General features: G+C 52.8%; 18 protein-coding genes and 1 pseudogene. 3 read left to right on the top strand and 16 right to left on the bottom strand.

Annotation, left to right across the window (positions count from 1 at the left end):
* Positions 1–6 precede the first annotated feature (6 nt).
* The 14 genes from ACJHYO_RS13340 to pdxB all read right to left on the bottom strand — a co-directional run bounded on the left by ACJHYO_RS13340 (position 7) and on the right by pdxB (position 13602).
* Positions 7–723 (bottom strand): ABC transporter permease, encoded by a 717-nt coding sequence (locus ACJHYO_RS13340; RefSeq protein ID WP_000569958.1) that lies wholly within the window; start codon positions 721–723, stop codon positions 7–9.
* A complete protein-coding gene (hisQ, locus tag ACJHYO_RS13335) occupies positions 720–1406 on the bottom strand; it encodes a histidine ABC transporter permease HisQ (protein ID WP_024225221.1) in 687 nt (228 codons plus the stop codon). Before hisQ ends, ACJHYO_RS13340 begins: the two co-directional genes overlap by 4 nt.
* Positions 1407–1495: 89 nt before the next feature.
* Positions 1496–2278 carry a histidine ABC transporter substrate-binding protein HisJ gene (gene hisJ / locus ACJHYO_RS13330; RefSeq protein ID WP_000737618.1) on the bottom strand — a complete coding sequence of 261 codons (783 nt, stop codon included), beginning with the start codon at positions 2276–2278 and terminating at the stop codon, positions 1496–1498.
* Positions 2279–2498: 220 nt separating this feature from the next.
* Positions 2499–3281, bottom strand: a complete 783-nt coding sequence (argT, locus tag ACJHYO_RS13325; protein WP_000748258.1) for a lysine/arginine/ornithine ABC transporter substrate-binding protein ArgT — start codon at positions 3279–3281, stop codon at positions 2499–2501.
* Positions 3282–3546: 265 nt separating this feature from the next.
* Entirely contained in the window at positions 3547–4116 is a 570-nt protein-coding gene (gene ubiX / locus ACJHYO_RS13320) for a flavin prenyltransferase UbiX (RefSeq protein ID WP_000825700.1), read from the bottom strand.
* Positions 4117–4210: 94 nt separating this feature from the next.
* Positions 4211–5728 (bottom strand): amidophosphoribosyltransferase, encoded by a 1518-nt coding sequence (gene purF / locus ACJHYO_RS13315; protein ID WP_000334221.1) that lies wholly within the window; start codon positions 5726–5728, stop codon positions 4211–4213.
* Positions 5729–5764: 36 nt separating this feature from the next.
* Entirely contained in the window at positions 5765–6253 is a 489-nt protein-coding gene (cvpA, locus tag ACJHYO_RS13310) for a colicin V production protein (protein ID WP_000262113.1), read from the bottom strand.
* A 531-nt stretch (positions 6254–6784) separates the two neighbouring features.
* Entirely contained in the window at positions 6785–7435 is a 651-nt protein-coding gene (gene dedD / locus ACJHYO_RS13305) for a cell division protein DedD (RefSeq protein ID WP_000157006.1), read from the bottom strand.
* A complete protein-coding gene (gene folC / locus ACJHYO_RS13300) occupies positions 7425–8693 on the bottom strand; it encodes a bifunctional tetrahydrofolate synthase/dihydrofolate synthase (RefSeq protein ID WP_000584582.1) in 1269 nt (422 codons plus the stop codon). Before folC ends, dedD begins: the two co-directional genes overlap by 11 nt.
* Before the next feature lie 69 nt (positions 8694–8762).
* Positions 8763–9677 carry an acetyl-CoA carboxylase, carboxyltransferase subunit beta gene (gene accD, locus ACJHYO_RS13295; RefSeq protein ID WP_000118404.1) on the bottom strand — a complete coding sequence of 305 codons (915 nt, stop codon included), beginning with the start codon at positions 9675–9677 and terminating at the stop codon, positions 8763–8765.
* Between the two features lie 155 nt (positions 9678–9832).
* The gene (locus tag ACJHYO_RS13290; RefSeq protein WP_000364337.1) at positions 9833–10492 is read right to left on the bottom strand and encodes a DedA family protein; all 660 of its coding nucleotides are present in this window, start codon (positions 10490–10492) and stop codon (positions 9833–9835) included.
* Positions 10493–10574: 82 nt separating this feature from the next.
* Positions 10575–11387: a tRNA pseudouridine(38-40) synthase TruA gene (truA, locus tag ACJHYO_RS13285; protein WP_001283598.1), complete on the bottom strand. Its 813-nt coding sequence runs from the start codon at positions 11385–11387 to the stop codon at positions 10575–10577.
* Entirely contained in the window at positions 11387–12400 is a 1014-nt protein-coding gene (locus tag ACJHYO_RS13280; protein WP_001289180.1) for an aspartate-semialdehyde dehydrogenase, read from the bottom strand. Before ACJHYO_RS13280 ends, truA begins: the two co-directional genes overlap by 1 nt.
* 65 nt (positions 12401–12465) lie before the next feature.
* A complete protein-coding gene (gene pdxB / locus ACJHYO_RS13275) occupies positions 12466–13602 on the bottom strand; it encodes a 4-phosphoerythronate dehydrogenase PdxB (RefSeq protein ID WP_000699136.1) in 1137 nt (378 codons plus the stop codon).
* A 98-nt stretch (positions 13603–13700) separates the two neighbouring features.
* Between pdxB and flk the strand changes: the two genes are divergently transcribed.
* The gene (gene flk, locus ACJHYO_RS13270) at positions 13701–14696 is read left to right on the top strand and encodes a flagella biosynthesis regulator Flk (protein ID WP_000615818.1); all 996 of its coding nucleotides are present in this window, start codon (positions 13701–13703) and stop codon (positions 14694–14696) included.
* Here flk and ACJHYO_RS13265 read toward each other — a convergent pair.
* Entirely contained in the window at positions 14693–15871 is a 1179-nt protein-coding gene (locus ACJHYO_RS13265; RefSeq protein WP_021516322.1) for an MFS transporter, read from the bottom strand. The two genes, flk and ACJHYO_RS13265, sit on opposite strands and share 4 nt — an antisense overlap.
* Positions 15872–16135: 264 nt before the next feature.
* Positions 16136–17356 (bottom strand): beta-ketoacyl-ACP synthase I, encoded by a 1221-nt coding sequence (gene fabB, locus ACJHYO_RS13260; protein WP_000817178.1) that lies wholly within the window; start codon positions 17354–17356, stop codon positions 16136–16138.
* A 158-nt stretch (positions 17357–17514) separates the two neighbouring features.
* On the opposite strand from fabB, the gene mnmC reads away from it, so the two are divergent.
* Complete coding sequence (gene mnmC, locus ACJHYO_RS13255) at positions 17515–19521, top strand: bifunctional tRNA (5-methylaminomethyl-2-thiouridine)(34)-methyltransferase MnmD/FAD-dependent 5-carboxymethylaminomethyl-2-thiouridine(34) oxidoreductase MnmC (protein ID WP_033555260.1); 2007 nt, start codon at positions 17515–17517, stop codon at positions 19519–19521.
* Positions 19522–19655: 134 nt separating this feature from the next.
* Positions 19656–19785: pseudogene (locus ACJHYO_RS13250) on the top strand (transposase); the annotation flags it as partial.

The raw sequence follows: 19785 nt of genomic DNA, 5'->3' as shown, positions 1-19785 counted from the left end.
GTATTCTCAGTGCGTTGAAGAAGGTTTCACATGCTGCAACCAGCGTTTTTCAGCTCTACGAAAGAGGCTGATCAGGACATAAGAGATGATTAAATAGAGCACCGCGGCAATGCCGAAAGCGGTAAAAGGTTGATATGTGGCGGCGTTAATATCGCGGGCAATTTTCAGCAGATCCGGCACCGTGGCAGTAAATGCCAGCGCAGTAGAGTGCAGCATCAGGATCACTTCGTTGCTGTACGCCGGTAACGCAATACGCAGCGCAGAAGGCAAAATAATGCAGCGATACATTTTAAAGGTCGAGAAGCCATAGGCTCTGGCGGCTTCAATTTCCCCATGCGGCACTGAACGGATTGCCCCGGCAAAAATCTCGGTAGTGTAAGCGCAGGTGTTAAGCGTCAGCGCCAGCACGGTACAGTTCAGACCACTGCGAAAAAAGGCGTTAAGGAACTCGGTTCCCTTAACAATCTCCAGCGTGTACATGCCGGAATAGAACACCAGCAACTGAACATACAGCGGCGTACCGCGAAAAATATAGGTAAATAACCAGATTGGAAACTGGATGTATTTATTACTTGAGACGCGACCAATCGCCAGAAACAGCGCCAGAACTCCGCCTATCACTACCGACAAAATCAGCAGCCACAGGGTGATCGCCACGCCAGTAAAGCGATAACCGTCAGTCCACAGCAGTGGTTTCCAGTATTCATGTAAGATTTCGATCACAGCTCAGCCCTCTTCACACCCACGGAGTAGCGGCGCTCAAGGAACAGCAGCACACCATTGGAAACGGTGGTGAAAACAAGATAAATCACGCCGCAGACGATAGCGAAATAGAACGGTTCCCAGGTACTTTTGCCTGCCAGCTGCGTGGCTTTGACCACATCTTCCAGGCCGAGTAACGAAACCAGTGCGGTAGATTTGAGGATCACCTGCCAGTTGTTGCCAATGCCTGGCAGGGCGTAACGCATCATCGCCGGAAACATGATCCGCCGAAACACTTGCCCACGAGTAAAACCGAACGCCGTCGCCGCCTCTATATGTCCTTTCGGCACTGCCATAAACGCGCCACGAAACGTTTCGGTAAAATAAGCACCGTAGATAAAACCGAGAGTGATAATACCTGCGACCATCGGATCAATATCAATCTGCCCGACGCCCATCGCCTCCGTCACCGTGTTTAGCGCAATCTGCAAACCGTAGAAAATCAGCAGCATCAATACTAAATCCGGCACGCCTCGAATCAGCGTGGTGTACCCTTCGAAAATAAGGCCCGAAAGCCGATTTTGTGAGAGCTTACCGCCAGCGCCAATTAAACCGATGATTACAGCGAGCACTACAGAGCTGATAGCCAGCTCCAGCGTGACGAGCGCACCCTGTAAAATAACACCTGAAAACCCATACAACATGCTGCCTGTCCTGTCGTGTGTGGTGAATTACCGCCTCTTGTCTCCCTCCGGATACCCGAAGGGAGCGGGCTTTCTTTCACCGATGGCGATTAACCACCATAAACATCAAAATCGAAGTACTTTTTCGCTAATTTCTCGTAAGTACCGTCAGCGCGCATTTCGGCAAAGGCTTTGTTCAGTGCCTCGCGCAGTTCGTTATCTTCTTTACGCAGGCCCATGCCGGTCCCTACGCCAAACAGTTTTTCATCTTTAACAGACGGGCCACCGAATTTGTAATCTTTACCGACGGGTTGTTTGAGGAAACCTTCGCTGGCTGCGACCTCATCCTGGAACGCGGCATCAATACGTCCGGCAGTCAGGTCAGAATAAATATTGTCCTGCCCCTGATAAGAAACGATTTCAATGCCTTTTGGTGCCCAGTGTTCGTTACCGAACGTCTCCTGGGTGGTGCCCTGCAATACGCCTATCCGTTTGCCTTTCAGCGATTCGACTGTCGGCTGAATGTCGGAATTTTTCGCCACCACCAAACGAGAATCGGCAGCGTACAGTTTGTCGGTGAAGGCTATTTCTTGCTGACGTTTTTCCGTAATGGAAAGCGATGACATGATGGCGTCAATCTTCTTCGCTTTTAAGGACGGGATTAACGCATCCAGTGGGTTTTCGACAAACGTACATTGCGTATTGATGCGTTTGCACAACTCCTTCGCCAGATCGATATCGAAGCCAACCAGTTCACCTTGTGAATTTTTTGATTCAAATGGCGCATAGGTCGGATCGGTACCGATGCGGATGTTTTGCGGAATCGCAGCAAATGCCGCAGTTGCGCTGGAGAAGGCCAGAACCAGAGAGAGCGATAGCACCAGTTTTTTCATAATGTCCTCAACTGACAGTCTTTTTATCGGGAATATTTACAGGTTTGTTACACTTATCGTGCCATAAAATTGACCATCAAGGCAAAATATCCCGCCCCGCTAGACGTATTATTTTTCATTAAAAATGCTTAAGTATGCATTTCAATGCACCACGATAGTGCAACAAACCTGGCGTGCACCATGATGATCATTCCATCAGGTACAGCTTCCCTGCGACGTATCAGTCACCGTAGACATTAAAGTCGAAATACTTTTTCGCCATCTTGTCGTAGGTACCGTCCTGACGCAGCTCGCCAAGCGCCTTATTAAACGCAGCCGTCAGTTCAGCATCATCTTTACGCAGCCCTACACCGGTGCCGTCACCGAAGTATTTTTTGTCTTTCACTGATGGGCCTGCAAAGGCGAAATCTTTACCGGCAGGTTGCTTAAGGAAACCTTCGCTGGCAGCAACTTCATCTTGTAACGCAGCATCCAGACGTCCTGCAGCCAGATCGGAATAGACTAAATCCTGGTTGGCATAGGCCACCACATCCACGCCTTTGCTACGCCAGGTCTCGTTAGCGTATGCTTCCTGGGTTGATCCCTGCAGCACACCAACATGTTTACCTTTCAGTGAATCCAGCGTAGGCTGAATCGGTGAACCTTTGGCGGCAATCAAACGAGAATCTGCGGCGTACAGCTTGTCAGAGAAGGCTATCTCCTGCTGACGTTTATCGGTAATGGAGAGCGACGAAATAATGGCGTCGATTTTTTTCGCTTTCAGTGAGGGGATCAGCGCGTCAAAGTCACTGGCAACCCAGGTACATTTCACCTGCATCCGTTTGCACATCTCGTTACCGAGATCGATATCAAAGCCAACAAAGTCACCTTTGGCATCTTTCGATGAGAACGGTGCGTAGGTGGTATCGGTTCCGATACGTACCGTCTCCGGTAGCGCCGCATAGCTGGAAGCCGCTGCGGAGAGACCGACTAACAAAGACAGAGCGAGAATCGACTTCTTCATACATAACCCTCAAGTGAAAATGGCTTTTTTATGTTGTGTATTGTGTTGTGTGTTTGCAGGCTCTTTCATGCAGGTCTTATGCCATCTTGACGACAACAGTAACATTCAACGTTAAATATGTTAATAAGACGTTGCATTATTGTCCTGAAGTTGAAGATAGCAGGTATAGCGGTTGAATCGCAGCGTTTCGATTGAATGGCAGAAACAAAATGTCGAGGATTTGATCGCGGTTGCAAAATTGCCCTGAAACAGGGCAACAGCGGAGTTATGCGCCCTGCCAGCGGGCAAAGAGATCTTCAGGAAGGGTTATCGCAAACTGGTCAAGAACACGATTAACCGTCTGATTTATCACATCATCAAGGGATTGTGGGCGATGATAAAACGCCGGAACGGGAGGCATAATCACCGCACCGATTTCTGCCGCCTGAGTCATTAAACGCAGATGGCCTAAGTGCAATGGTGTTTCACGCACGCAGAGCACCAACGGGCGACGCTCTTTCAGCACAACATCTGCCGCACGGGTCAGTAAGCCATCAGTATAGCTATGGACAATGCCGGAAAGGGTTTTGATTGAACAGGGTAAAATCACCATCCCCAGCGTCTGGAAAGAACCGGAAGAGATGCTGGCGGCAATATCGCGCGCATCGTGCGTGACATCGGCTAACGCCTGCACTTCGCGCAGGGAAAAATCCGTTTCGAGGGATAAGGTCTGGCGCGCCGCCTGGCTCATTACCAGATGCGTTTCGATATCTGTGACATCGCGCAGAACCTGTAATAAGCGCACGCCATAAATCGCGCCGCTGGCACCGCTGATGCCCACAATAAGTCGTTTCATAAATAGTTGCCCTGTCAGACTTGCAGGCAGACTTTGCAGGATTTCGGCGGGAGTTGCAAGTCAGGGTGCCAGACCGGCACCCTGAGCGAAGGCATCATCCTTCGTTATGCATTTCGAGATTTTCCACTTCGTTCTGACGTTGCACTGCTTTGGCGTCGTCATTACGTAAAGTATCGAGGAAATCGAGGTAGCCCTGATCAACATCTTTGGTGACGTAGACGCCGTTGAACACCGAGCATTCAAACTGCTGGATATCCGGGTTTTCAGCGCGAACGGCTTCGATCAGATCGTTCAGATCCTGGAAAATCAACCCGTCAGCACCGATGATCTGGCGAATTTCATCTACTTCGCGACCGTGAGCGATCAGTTCCGTAGCGCTCGGCATATCGATACCGTAAACGTTCGGGAAGCGAATTTCCGGTGCCGCCGAGGCGAGGTACACTTTCTTCGCGCCGGCTTCGCGTGCCATCTCGATAATCTGCTCAGAAGTGGTGCCACGGACGATGGAGTCGTCGACCAGCAGGACGTTTTTATCGCGGAACTCGGCGCGGTTGGCGTTCAGTTTACGGCGCACGGACTTACGACGCAGTTGCTGGCCCGGCATGATGAAGGTGCGGCCAACATAGCGGTTTTTAACGAAGCCCTGGCGGTACGGTTTGCCCAGAATACGCGCAATTTCCAGCGCGATATCACACGAGGTTTCCGGGATCGGGATCACCACGTCGATATCCAGATCTTCCCATTCGCGGGCAATTTTCTCGCCCAGTTTCGTGCCCATATTCACACGCGCGCTGTAAACGGAAATTTTGTCGATGAACGAGTCCGGGCGAGCAAAGTATACATACTCAAACAGGCAGGGATTGCTGACCGGATTGTCAGCACATTGACGGGTAAACAACTGCCCTTCTTCAGTGATGTAAATCGCTTCGCCCGGCGCGACGTCACGCAGGAAATCAAAGCCCAGCGTATCGAGCGCAACGCTTTCGGAAGCGACCATATATTCTGTACGGTTCTCGTCAATATCACGTTTCCCCAGTACCAGCGGACGAATCCCGTTTGGATCGCGGAAAGCAACCATACCGTGGCCGATAATCATCGCCACACAGGCATACGCGCCGCGGATTAAGCGGTTTGTAGCAGCGATGGCGGCGAAAATGTTGTCGGCTTCCAGCGGGTAGTGGCGGAAGTTGTCCAGTTCGCTGGCAAAGATATTAAGCAGAATTTCCGAGTCGGAAGTGGTGTTGATGTGGCGGCGTTTTTCTTCAAACAGTTTTTTACGCAACTCGTGAGCGTTGGTCAGATTGCCGTTGTGGGCAAGCGTAATGCCATACGGAGAGTTAACGTAAAACGGCTGCGCTTCAGAGGCGCTGGAGCTGCCAGCCGTAGGGTAACGCACATGACCAATGCCCATATTGCCCTGCAAACGCTGCATATGGCGAGCTTCAAATACATCGCTCACCAGCCCGTTCGCTTTACGCAAACGGAAGCAGTTATTGGCATCTATGGTGATGATGCCGGCGGCATCCTGACCGCGATGCTGAAGCACCGTTAAGGCATCATAAATCGACTGGTTAACCGGCATAACACCGGCGATACCGACAATACCGCACATACGTCTTTTTCCTCGTTAAGCCACATCTCAGAGCACTTACGCTCTGGGCAAGAAACTTGACGAGCTTTGCAGATAATCAAAAAACCATCTGATGATAAAACTGAACTGCGGGATCAGCTGTGATTTGCTCCAGTCTTCGCTTTTCGACACCCCGGTAAAGGAGTCGAGAAAGAAGAGAATGGCAGCAACAATCAACACACCGCGCAACGCACCGAAACAGACGCCCAACACCCGATCGGTGCCTGACAACCCCGTTTTCTCCACCAACTGGCCTATCACGAAGTTCACGATAGCACCAACGATCAGGGTAGCGATAAACAGTACCGCGATGGCAATCCCATTTCGAACCAGTTCGTCTTCAAAGCCCGTAAACCAGACTGACAGGTAAGTGTAGTAATGACTGGCAACAAAGAAAGCACAACCCCATGTCACCAGCGATAACGCTTCACGAACAAAGCCGCGGATCAGGCTAACCAGAGAGGAAAAAGCAATCACCGCGATTATGGCGTAATCAATCCAGACCATATGTGTCCCACGATTTTACGCCCTGTCATCCTGTTCGGGGCGCATTCTAACAGAAAAAGAAAACGTTTGCGTAGGGATTTCCTTCCCGCGCATCAATAAAAATGGCGCTGAAAAAATATTCAACGCCATCGACTTTTTATGCCTTTGCGGCATCGGGCAATGCGTGTCGGATGCCGCATGAACGCCTTATCCGACCTACAGTTCTGCTCCAGCACAGGCCTGATAAGACGCGCTGGCGTCACATCAGGCAACGGCTGTCGGATGCAGCGTGAACGCCTTATCCGACCTACTGTTCTACTCCTGCGTAGGCCTGATAAGACGCGCTGGCGTCGCATCAGGCAACGGCTGTCGGATGCGGCGTGAACGCCTTATCCGACCTACTGTTCTACCCCTGCGTAGGCCTGATAAGACGCGCTGGCGTCGCATCAGGCAACGGCTGTCGGATGCGGCGTGAACGCCTTATCCGACCTACGGTTCTACCCCTGCACAGGCCTGATAAGATGCGCCAGCGTCGCATCAGGCAAGACCGTATTAATTCGGTGTATAGCCCATTACCACGCCACTTAAGCCAGAAAGCTGCTTGAGCTCACCCAGCGATCCTTTCAGCTTCTCTTTGGAAGCATCCGGCCCAACCAGAATACGGGTAATTTTACCCTGCACTGGCGTGGATGGCGACGTATAAACCCGATAACCGGCACCGCGCAGCTTACCGACAATCTCATTCACTTTATCGGCATTTTTCAGCGCGCCCAGTTGCACAACATAGGCTTTACCCGTTGGCGCTGCTTTTTCTTCCACGACCGGCTTCGGCGCAGGTGGTGCTTCAACCTTCGGCTTAGGCGGCTCCACTGGTTTCGGCTTCGGTGGGACGACCGGTGCAGGTTCCGGTTCAAACTCGGTGTTATTGGCTGCAATAGTGGCCGGATCGAGCGACGGTGCTGCGGCATCACCTGCCCGCACCTCTTCCGCTGCGCCTTCCGGCGGCTGCGTCGGCAACGCCTGGGTGGCGGCTGGCATCATATCAGGTTCATCGCGATCGCCCGCTTTTGGCACCAGCGGGATAGCCGCGAACTCATCCTGATAATGTTTTTTCTGCCCGTCCAGCAGCCCTGGAAGTACAATCACCCCCAGCGCTACCAGCACGATCGTGCCCACTAACCGATTCTGAAACTTACTTGCCACCGCTTCTCCTCGCGTCAATCACTTCCATGACATGTGCGACCGTGTGGAACGAACCACACACCAGCACGGTGTCTTCCGCTTTAGCGTCCGCCATTGCGGCATCCCATGCCTGCGCAACGCTATCAAATGATTTGCCGTTACCCAAATGCTCAAGCAGTTGTTCTGCCGTGGCACCGCGCGGCCCTTCCAGTGGCGCACAATACCAGTCATCAACCACGCTTTTCAACCAGGCCAGAGTTCCGGCAATATCTTTATCATGTAGCATACCGATAACCGCCAGCACGCGCCCGTTTTTCGGTAGCGCTTTCATACGCCCGGTGAGATATTCCGCCGCATGTGGATTATGCGCGACATCAAAAATAACGCGTGGCGACTCGCTCACAATCTGGAAACGTCCCGGCAAAATTGCGCTGGCAATCCCGTCGCGAATGGCATTTTCACTGACCTCCAGCCCGCTGGCACGCAGTGCCGCCAGCGCCGTTGCGGCATTCGGTTGCGGGACAAGCGGCAACGGCAGATTTTCCAGCGTGCCGTGAGCATCGCTAAACGTCCAGTCATGATCGGTGACGGAATAGTTCCACTCAACGCCCCGACGTTGTAGCAGTGCACCTTTTTCCTGCGCCACATCAGCAATGGTAGAAGGCATCTCCGGCTCACCGACAATTGCCGGTTTTTCGCTGCGAAAGATACCTGCTTTCTCGCGACCAATGCTTTCACGATCTGGCCCCAGCCAGTCGGTATGATCCAGCGCAATACTGGTTACTACCGCGACATCGGCATCGACAATATTGGTTGCGTCCAGACGACCGCCCAGCCCTACTTCCAGAATCACTACGTCAAGTTGTGCCTGCTTGAACAGCCACAACGCCGAGAGCGTACCGTACTCGAAATAGGTCAGGGAAATATCACCGCGTGCCGATTCAATCTCCGCAAAAGAAGCGGTGTGGGCCGATTCCGGCAATTCCTGACCCTGCACACGTACGCGCTCGGTATAACGCACCAGATGCGGCGAACTGTAGACGCCCACTTTGTACCCTGCCGCCATCAGAATCGACTCCAGCGTACGGCAGGTGGTGCCTTTGCCATTAGTACCCGCAACGGTAAACACAAATGGCGCTGGTTTCAGAACGCCAAGACGCGCCGCGACCTGGCTCACGCGCTCAAGGCCGAGATCGATAGTTTTACTGTGCAGGTTTTCCAGATAAGAAAGCCACGAAGCCAGAGGCGACGCGGCTTGAGGAGTGCGTTTGATAATCATGGTATCCGCTGATTCGTTACGGTGAGAATAGCAAAAGGGCAGAGCCAGTGGCCCTGCCCTTATCAGTTATCAGGCCTCAGGTTCCTGATCCGGTACCGGTGGCACCACTACGCCTTCACGCGGCGCTTCAGGATTCGGCGCTGGCAGATTCATCAACTTCGCCAGAATGCTCGCCAGTTTCAGGCGCATTTCCGGACGACGGACGATCATGTCGATCGCGCCCTTCTCGATCAGGAATTCACTGCGCTGGAATCCTGGCGGCAGTTTTTCGCGAACGGTCTGTTCGATAACTCGCGGACCGGCAAAGCCAATTAACGCTTTCGGTTCAGCGATGTTGAGATCGCCCAGCATGGCGAAACTTGCAGAAACACCGCCCATGGTCGGGTCGGTCAGCACGGAGATGTACGGCAAGCCGCGCTCCTGCATTTTTGCCAGTGCCGCAGAGGTTTTCGCCATCTGCATCAGCGACATCAGTGCTTCCTGCATACGTGCGCCACCAGAGGCGGAGAAGCAGATCAGTGGGCAGTTATCTTCCAGCGCCTGCTCAACGGCACGCACGAAACGCGCACCTACCACAGATCCCATGGAACCGCCCATAAAGGCGAACTCGAATGCCGCAGCGACAACCGGCATTCCATACAGAGTGCCTTTCATCACCACCAGCGCATCTTTTTCGCCGGTTTCTTTCTGCGCAGATGCCAGACGGTCTTTATACTTCTTGGAGTCACGAAACTTCAGCACATCTTTCGGCTCAAGCTCGCTACCCAGCTCCACAAGGCTTCCTTCATCTAACAGGCTATGCAGGCGATTACGCGCTGTCATACGCATGTGATGGTCACACTTCGGACAGACCTCAAGATTACGTTCCAGCTCAGCGCGGTATAAAACCTGACCGCAGCTATCACACTTAGTCCACACCCCTTCAGGAATGCTCGCCTTGCGGGTGGGAGTAATGTTGCTTTTAATTCGTTCAATCCAGCTCATTAGGGACCTTTCTGTCTGAACCTGGTTCGATGCCAGTTTTATCTTTGGGGACGCATAATGCCATTTTTGCCCCCAACAGACCATGAATGTTGCACATTAAAACATAACAGCCCGAAACTTTGGATAAAAAAGTGGTCGAACCGCAGAGTTACTTTTTATTTTGCGGCGCGTGCCGCTGCGCGTTTGTGGCGAATAAATTCGAAAACACCTGGCAATATTGAAACAAAAATAATGCCAACAATCATCAGTTTAAGGTTGCTCTGAATGAAGGGGAGCGTGCCGAAGAAATAGCCTGCGTAGGTAAAAAGCAGTACCCACAACAGTGCGCCAATCACGTTATAAGCGGCGAAATGACGGTACGACATGTGGCCCATTCCCGCAACAAACGGGGCGAACGTTCTGACGATCGGCACAAAACGGGCGAGAATAATCGTTTTGCCGCCATGTTTCTCATAAAACTGATGGGTTTTGTCGAGATAACTGCGACGGAAAATTTTCGAATTGGGATTACTGAATAACTTTTCACCGAACAACCGCCCGATAGTGTAATTGACCGCGTCACCCACAATCGCGGCGATCAGCATCAGCACCACCATCATATGGACGTTGAGATCGTTGGTCTCCAGTGATGCCAACGCTCCGGCAACAAACAGCAATGAATCACCCGGTAAAAACGGCGTTACCACCAGACCGGTTTCACAGAACAAAATTAAGAACAAAATGGCATAAACCCAGACGCCGTACTCCGCGACCAGCTCTGCCAGATGCACGTCAATGTGCAGGATAAAATCGATGAGGAAATAAATCAGGTCCATATTTGCCTATGCCTTGTACTCGTCATCTATCAGGCTGTAACTACGTTGGCTACAGCCTGAAATGTTCCGAGCATTATTCTCGTTAGTCCGCCAGAAATAGCGGGCCCATTGGCGGTTTTGGAAGATCATATCGGTCAGGGTAATCCACCGCGACCAGATATAGCCCTTCCGCTTTTGCCGTTGCTGCCGCCAGCGTTCTGTCCTTTGCCGCCAGCAACTCTGCTATCCAGCTCTCCGGCTGGTTGTGGGCACCGACTTCCATCAGGCTGCCGACAATATTCCTGACCATATGATGTACAAAGGCATTCGCTTTGATATCTACCACCACATAAGGACCGTGACGCGTGACATTAATATGCATAACGTTGCGCCACGGGGTCCGGGACTGGCACTGCACCGCACGGAACGAGGTGAAATCATTCTCGCCCAGCAAGCATTGCGCAGCCCGATGCATCCGTTCAGCGTCCAGCGGTTCGTAAAAATGGGTTACCCCTTTACTCAATACCGCCGGGCGCAGCCGATGATTGTAGATGATGTAGCGATAACGGCGAGCCGTGGCGCTAAATCGGGCATGAAAATCATCAGGTACAGCTTTAACCCAACGCACAGCGATGTCACCAGGTAAATTCGCATTTACGCCTAACGTCCACGCAGCGTCTTTGCGCTGCGCGGTCGTTTCGAAATGCACCACCTGCCCGGTACCGTGTACACCGGCGTCAGTACGCCCGGCGCAGAAGACGGTGATGGGTTCGTTCGCCACCTGGGAGAGCGCCTTTTCCAGCTTCTCCTGCACACTGCGTACTTCATTCTGCCGTTGCCAGCCGTAATACCTACTGCCGTCGTACTCAATGCCCAGCGCAATTTTATAAACTGGCGGTTGTTGCTGGTCGGACATTAGTACAGATACTCCTGCACCAGTTTCTCGGCGATTTTTACTGCCATCAGCGCGCCGCCAAAGCGAACGTTATCGGCCACCGACCAGAACTGGACTTGCTCCGGCATACCGTAGTCATTACGTACGCAGCCAACAGAAAGATGCGGCGTACCAGAAGCATCCCCTACCTGAGTCGGGAATTCGTTCTCTTCAGAGAGCACAATATCTTCGCCCTGAGCAAACGCATCACGCGCTTCTTCTGCCGCCAGCGGACGCAGTGCTTCAAAGTTGACCATCTGGGCATGACCGTAGAATACCGGTGCCTGGACGACGCTTGCCGAAATCATCAGCCCTTCGTCCTGCAGGATTTTGCGTACTTCGTCAACGATACGACGTTCTTCACGCACGCTACCTTCGCTATCCGGCAGTAACGGCAGCATGTTGAACGCCAGCTGACGCCCGAAGAAATCTTCTTCGTCAATCGGAATGCCATTGAGTAATTTAGCACTCTGCCCCGCTAACGCATCGACCGCTTTTTTACCCTGGGCGGAGGCTGAAATCAGGCTGGTAACGCTGATACGTGATAAACCGCCCTGATCAATTAGCGGTTTCAGTGCCGCCAGCAGCTGGCTGGTCAGACTGTCTGGTACGGCGATGACATTCCGGTTGCGGTAATCGGTCAGTACAAACGGGTTTACTTCCGGCACCACCAGCGGTACGTCGGGTTCGAGAGCAAACAATCCGCTGCTGTCGATCACCAGACAACCTGAGTTGGTTGCTTCTTCAACCCAGGTAGCGGTAGCTTCTTTGCCTGCGACAAAAAACGCCAGCTGCGCCTGCGTCCAGTCGAATTCAGCGGCATCCTGCACGGTGATTGTCTTACCACCAAAGCGCAGTTGTTCTCCTGCGCTTTCGTTACGTGCCAGTGCATAAATTTCCCCAACCGGGAACTGACGTTCAGCCAGCGTTTCAAGCAGGGCTTCGCCCACAGCGCCAGTTGCGCCCAGGACGGCAATGTTCCAGCCTTCAGACATGGTGGTTTACTCCAGAAATAGCAAAGCTCCCTGCCAATGTTACAGCAGAGAGCATGAAGAAGAGATTAACGTGCCGGATGATGAACGGCGTTAAAACCCAGTTTACACAGCAATGATGCCGCACTGGCGTCATCACAAATCACATACAGAGATGACCATTCACGGCGCTCAAGATAGTTTTTGCGCAGTTTATCGAACTCACCCGGTATCCCGGCGACTTTACGCAGCGGTGCGTCATCGCGGCGCACATCATACACCAAATGCACCAGCCTTTTCAGCGTCGGTTGATCGAGCGGGCCATGCAGCGTAATGCGACCAAACTCTGGCGCGGGCAGTAATGTATCCAGCGCAACGTGCTGTTCATGCCCAATAAACTTGCTATAAGCTTCAAACACTTGCGTAGTACCGCGTGCTTTACCTTCCAGGGTATAGCCTGCGATATGCGGCGTGCCGATATCCACTTTTTTCAGCAATTCCACGTTAAGTTCCGGTTCGCCTTCCCAGACATCCAGCACTACGCTTAACTTCTGGCCTTCGCTCAGGCAGGTCAGCAGGGCGGTATTATCGACGACTGCGCCACGGCAGGCGTTAATCAGGATCGCTCCCGGTTTCAGGCTGCGGATCAGTTTTTCATCCGCCAGATGCAGCGTTTTGTACGGACCATCTTTAAAGAGTGGCGTATGGAAAGTCAGAATATCCGCATGCTGGACTAACTCATCCAGCGAGCGGAAATCACCCTCATCCCCACGGTCGGCGCGGGGCGGATCGCAAAGTAAGGTTTTGATCCCTAAAGCTTCCAGTCGCGCCTGTAAACGACGACCAACGTTACCAACGCCAACGATCCCCACGGTACGCTCGTGCAGTGAAAATCCATCGCGTTCGGCAAGCATCAGCAGGGAGGAGAAAACATATTCCACTACCGCAATCGCATTACAGCCAGGTGCAGCGGAAAAACCAATTCCCGCCTGCTTTAACCATGCTTCATCGACATGGTCGGTCCCCGCGGTGGCAGTGCCAACAAATTTAATGGGTTTTCCTGCCAGCAAAGATTCATTCACTTTCGTGACCGAACGCACCATAAGCGCATCCGCGTCTGCCAGTTGAGCGACGGGAATTGGACGCCCGGGAACCGCGGTCACCTCACCCAAACGGCTAAATAAGTCGCGGGCATAAGGCATATTTTCATCAACAAGGATTTTCACGTTTGTGTTACCTGTATGAGACGAGAGTTAACCAGACAAGTGTGCCATAATCTCGCGGCCAGGCATACTTGCGAAGATTTCAGGTATAAGGATACGTAATGATACAACCTATTTCCGGCCCTCCTCCTGGGCAACCACCAGGTCAGGGAGATAACCTGCCGTCTGGCGCGGGCAATCAGCCTTTATCCAGTCAGCAACGTACTTCGCTGGAAAGCTTAATGACGAAAGTGACCTCACTGACGCAACAACAAAGAGCAGAACTGTGGGCGGGTATCAGGCACGATATTGGTCTGTCGGGAGATTCACCGCTGCTTTCGCGTCACTTCCCTGCCGCTGAGCATAATCTGGCGCAACGTCTGTTGGCCGCGCAGAAAAGCCATTCTGCCCGCCAGCTTTTAGCGCAATTAGGGGAGTATTTACGTCTGGGGAATAATCGTCAGGCGGTCACGGATTATATCCGTCATAACTTTGGTCAGACGCCGCTGAATCAGCTCTCACCGGAGCAATTAAAAACCATTCTCACCCTGTTGCAGGAAGGGAAGATGGTTATTCCGCAACCACAGCAGCGCGAGGCGACCGACCGTCCTTTATTACCGGCGGAGCACAATGCGCTCAAACAGCTGGTGACCAAACTTGCGGCAGCAACGGGGGAACCCAGCAAACAGATCTGGCAATCGATGCTGGAACTTTCCGGGGTGAAAGATGGCGAGTTAATTCCAGCGAAACTGTTTAACCATCTGGTGACCTGGCTACAGGCGCGTCAGACGCTAAGCCAGCAAAATACGCCGACACTGGAATCACTACAGATGGCGCTAAAACAACCTTTAGATGCCAGTGAACTGGCGGCGTTATCGACATATATCCAACAAAAATATGGCCTTTCTGCGCAATCATCGCTTTCTTCTTCCCAGGCCGAGGATATTCTTAACCAGCTTTATCAACGGCGGGTTAAAGGGATTGAACCGCGTGATATGCAACCGCTGCTTAATCCTTTTCCACCGATGATGGACACGTTGCAAAATATGGCAACGCGTCCCGCGCTGTGGATACTGTTAGTCGCGATTATCCTGATGCTGGTCTGGCTGGTTCGTTAACCCCGACGAAACGACAGTATCGTGACAATAATTCCCAGCACCGCAGAGATCGCCCCGGCAAGAAATACCGAAGAGTAACCAAACGTGGTCGCCAGCATTCCCGCAAGCGGCCCGGAGACGCCGAGGGCGATATCCTGAAACGCGGCGTAACCACCCAGTGCGGTGCCGCGAACTTGTGAGGGGACGCGTTTAACCACCTCCACGCCCAGCGCAGGAAAGATAAGCGAACATCCGGCTCCAGTTAACGCCGCGCCCGCTAATGCGACCCACGCCCCTGGTGCTTGCCAGAGCAGCAACAAGCCCACGGTTTCTACAAGCAGAGAGACGATCGCCACTTTCACGCCGCCAAAACGGTCCGGCATCCAGCCAAACATGACGCGCATCACGACAAATGCGCCGCCAAACGCGGTAAGAGTAAAGCCCGCCATCGCCCATCCTTTGCTGGCAAAGTAGAGCGAAACGAAAGTCCCGATAACCGCAAAACCAACGCCTTGTAGTGCCAGACCTAACCCTGGTTTCCAGATAAGCCCGACAACGCTCCACAGCGATGGACGTTCCCCCGCCAGGGCCGGTACTTTGCGCACTGTGCCGTTACAGGCCCACGCCAATAAGGGTAATGCCATTGTGGTGAGCGCCAATGCGGCAAAACCGTAATGGCTATGAATCAACAGGCCAAGCGGCGCACCAACAGCGAGGGCACCGTAAATAGCCATTCCGTTCCATGACATCACTTTGCCGGAATGTTTTGGCCCAACGATGCCTAATCCCCAAGTCAGAGCGCCCGTCAGTAACTGGCTTTCACCAAAGCCAAGAATCAAACGCCCGACGACCAACAGAGCAAATTTGAACGGTGCGGGGACGGGCAAAATCGCCGCCAGCAGTAACGCGCCCCCCGCCAGACCACAAGCTAACATCCCCTGAAGCGCCGAACGTTTTGCGCCATATTGATCGGCCAGTCGCCCGGCGTAACCACGCGTCAGCACCGTAGCCAGAAACTGAATCCCGACGGCAATGCCGACCATAGTGTTGCCATAGCCCAGTTCATGATGAACAAACAGCGGGATAACCGGCAACGGTAAACCTACGGTCATGTAGGTGAGAAAAACCGCAAAAGCGATGCGGAAGAGCGAAAAATTGGCAGAAGATCGTGTTTCGGTTTGGCTTACAGCAGTCATGCATTACTCCAGAATGCAGCGCAAGGCGAGGAGTATCCCCGTCTCATCTCTCTGGTTTCAGGGTTACGGTGCGTTGGCAGGATTTAACGCGTACGTCTTTTCTGAAGGAAATCGACAAAGCGGGAAGTTTGCCTGGAACTGGCGGCGATTGTCAATGATGTGAAAAAGGGAACCATCGGGTTCCCTTTTGCGTTAGTGCCGGAGGCCGCATTGGCGCGTAACGTCGGATGCGGCGCTGGCGCGTCTTATCCGACCTACTCCGAATTAATCTTTCAGCTTGCGCATTACCAGCGTGGCGTTAGTGCCGCCGAAGCCGAAGCTGTTAGACATAACTGTGGTCAGTTCGCGATCGGTCGTTTCGGTCACGATGTTCAGACCCGCAGCCTGCTCGTCCAGCTCTTCAATGTTGATGCTCGGGGCGATAAAACCGTGTTCCAGCATCAGCAGAGAGTAGATAGCTTCCTGTACGCCAGCAGCGCCCAGTGAGTGACCGGTCATTGCTTTGGTTGCAGAAATCGCCGGGCTCTTATCGCCGAACACTTCACGGATAGCTGCCAGTTCTTTCACGTCGCCAACCGGAGTCGAAGTACCATGAGAGTTCAGGTAGTCGATTGGGGTATCAACACCGTGCATCGCCATCTTCATGCAGCGCACTGCACCTTCGCCAGACGGAGCAACCATGTCTGCGCCATCAGAGGTTGCGCCGTAGCCAACGATTTCAGCATAGATGTGAGCACCACGCGCCAGCGCGTGTTCCAGCTCTTCAACCACTACCATACCGCCACCGCCAGCGATAACGAAACCGTCACGGTGAGCGTCGTAAGTACGGGAGGCTTTTTCCGGGGTGTCGTTGTATTTAGTAGACAGCGCACCCATCGCGTCGAATTCGCAAGCCATTTCCCAGCACAGCTCTTCGCCGCCGCCAGCAAACACGATGTCCTGTTTGCCCAGTTGGATCTGCTCTACTGCGTTACCGATACAGTGTGCGGAAGTCGCACACGCGGAGCTGATGGAGTAGTTAACGCCGTGAATTTTAAACGGCGTGGCGAGGCAGGCAGAAACGCCGGATGCCATCGCTTTGGTGACCACATACGGGCCAACCGCTTTCAGGCCGCGCGGGCCGCGCATTGCGTCAGCGCCGAAAACCTGGAAACGCGGGGAGCCGCCGCCGGAACCTGCAATCAGGCCAACGCGCGGGTTATTCTGGTAAGCTTCCGGGGAGAGGCCAGCATCTGCAATTGCCTGCTCCATAGAAAGGAATGCATAAATGGATGCGTCGCTCATAAAGCGCACAACTTTGCGGTCAATGAGGCCAGTGGTATCCAGTTTTACGTTGCCCCAGACGTGGCTACGCATGCCGGAATCCTTCAGCTCCTGAGAGAAAGTGATCCCTGAACGTCCTTCACGCAGAGATGCCAGGACTTCCTGCTGGTTATTACCGATGCTGGAAACAATGCCCAGGCCAGTAATCACTGCACGTTTCATTCAATACCTCTGTAAGTCGCACATAGAGTAAGTTTCGAATGCACAATAGCGTACACTTGTACGCCGAACAAGTCCGATCAGCCAATTAATAGAGAAATTTGCGCAGCCTGACACACATCGCTAAGATCGAGCCACCGCCTGTAAGACGAGTAACTTACGTGAAACACTACTCCATACAACCTGCCAACCTCGAATTTAATGCTGAGGGTACACCTGTTTCCCGAGATTTTGACGATGTCTATTTTTCCAACGATAACGGACTGGAAGAGACGCGTTATGTTTTTCTCGGGGGTAACCATCTAGAGGCACGTTTTCCTGAACATCCACATCCTCTGTTTGTGGTAGCAGAGAGCGGCTTCGGCACCGGATTAAACTTCCTGACGCTATGGCAGGCATTTGATCAGTTTCGCGAAGCACATCCGCAAGCGCAATTACAACGCTTACATTTCATTAGTTTTGAGAAATTTCCCCTCACCCGTGCGGATTTAGCGCTGGCGCATCAACACTGGCCGGAGCTGGCCCCGTGGGCGGAACAGCTTCAGGCGCAATGGCCTTTGCCCTTGCCCGGTTGCCATCGTTTATTGCTCGATGAAGGCCGCGTGACGCTGGATTTATGGTTTGGCGATATTAATGAACTGACCAGCAAACTGGACGATTCGCTAAATCAAAAAGTAGATGCCTGGTTTCTGGACGGCTTTGCGCCAGCGAAAAACCCGGATATGTGGACGCAAAATCTGTTTAACGCCATGGCCCGACTGGCGCGTCCGGGCAGCACGCTGGCGACCTTTACGTCTGCCGGTTTTGTCCGCCGCGGTTTGCAGGAAGCCGGATTCACTATGCAAAAACGTAAGGGCTTTGGGCGCAAACGGGAAATGCTTTGTGGGGTGATGGAACAGACATTACCCCTCCCCTGCTCCACGCCGTGGTTTAACCGTACGGGCAGCAACAAACAGGAAGCGGCAATTATTGGAGGCGGTATTGCCAGCGCGTTGTTGTCACTGGCGCTATTGCGTCGCGGCTGGCAGGTAACGCTTTATTGCGCGGATGAGGCTCCCGCACTGGGTGCTTCCGGCAATCGCCAGGGGGCGCTGTATCCGCTTTTAAGTAAACACGATGAAGCGCTAAACCGTTTTTTCTCTAATGCGTTTACTTTTGCTCGTCGGTTTTACGATTTATTGCCCGTTAAATTTGATCATGACTGGTGCGGCGTCACGCAGTTAGGCTGGGATGAGAAAAGCCAGCATAAAATCGCACAGATGTTGTCGATGGATTTACCCGCAGAACTGGCTGTAGCCGTTGAGGCAAATGCGGTTGAACAAATTACGGGCGTTGCAACAAATTGCAGCGGCATTACTTATCCGCAAGGTGGCTGGCTGTGTCCGGCAGAACTGACCCGTAATGTGCTGGAACTGGCGGAACAGAAAGGTTTGCAGATTCGTTATCAACATCAGTTACAGGATTTATCCCGTAAGGATGACGGTTGGTTGTTGAATTTTGCAGGAGATCAGCAAGCAACACACAGTGTAGTGGTACTGGCGAACGGGCATCAAATCAGCCGTTTCAGCCAAACGTCATCTCTGCCAGTATATTCGGTGGCCGGTCAAGTCAGCCATATTCCGACAACGCCGGAACTGGCGGAGCTGAAGCAGGTGCTGTGCTATGACGGTTATCTCACGCCACAAAATCCGGCGAATCAGCACCATTGTATTGGTGCCAGTTATCATCGCGGCAGCGAAGAGACGGCGTACAGTGATGAAGATCAGCAGCAGAATCGCCAGCGGTTGATTGATTGTTTCCCACACGCGCAATGGGCAAAAGAGGTTGATGTCAGTGGTAAAGAGGCGCGCTGCGGTGTGCGTTGTGCCACTCGCGATCATCTGCCAATGGTAGGCAACGTGCCTGATTATGACGCTACACTCGTGGAATATGCGTCGCTGGCGGAGAAGAAAGATGAAGCGGTAAGCGCGCCGGTTTATGACGATCTCTTTATGTTTGCTGCTTTAGGTTCGCGCGGTTTGTGTTCTGCCCCGCTGTGTGCCGAGATTCTGGCGGCACAGATGAGTGAAGAACCGATTCCGATGGATGTCAGCACGCTGGCGGCGTTAAACCCGAATCGGTTATGGGTGCGGAAGTTGTTGAAGGGTAAAGCGGTTAAGGCGGGGTAATCTGCTCTGGCATTGTTTGTCGGATGCGGCGTAAACGCCTTATCCGACCTACGCGTTACCTGTAGGCCTGATAAGACGCGATATGAACTGCACCCCAAATGTTGGACATAATCTGACATCTGAAGGTGCAGTTTATGAAACATTCATTTGAAATAAAACTTGCCGCTGTAAATCATTACCTGGCTGGTCATGCAGGCATCATTTCTACGGCAAAACTCTTTCAACTTTCTCACACCAGCCTCTCACACTGGATTAATCTTTTTC

It is taken from the genome of Escherichia sp. WS1118 (assembly GCF_046487695.1).
Taxonomy (GTDB): Bacteria; Pseudomonadota; Gammaproteobacteria; order Enterobacterales; family Enterobacteriaceae; genus Escherichia; species Escherichia coli.
Note: the sequence above shows the minus strand (reverse complement) of the source record. Positions and strands in the feature narration are given on the sequence as shown.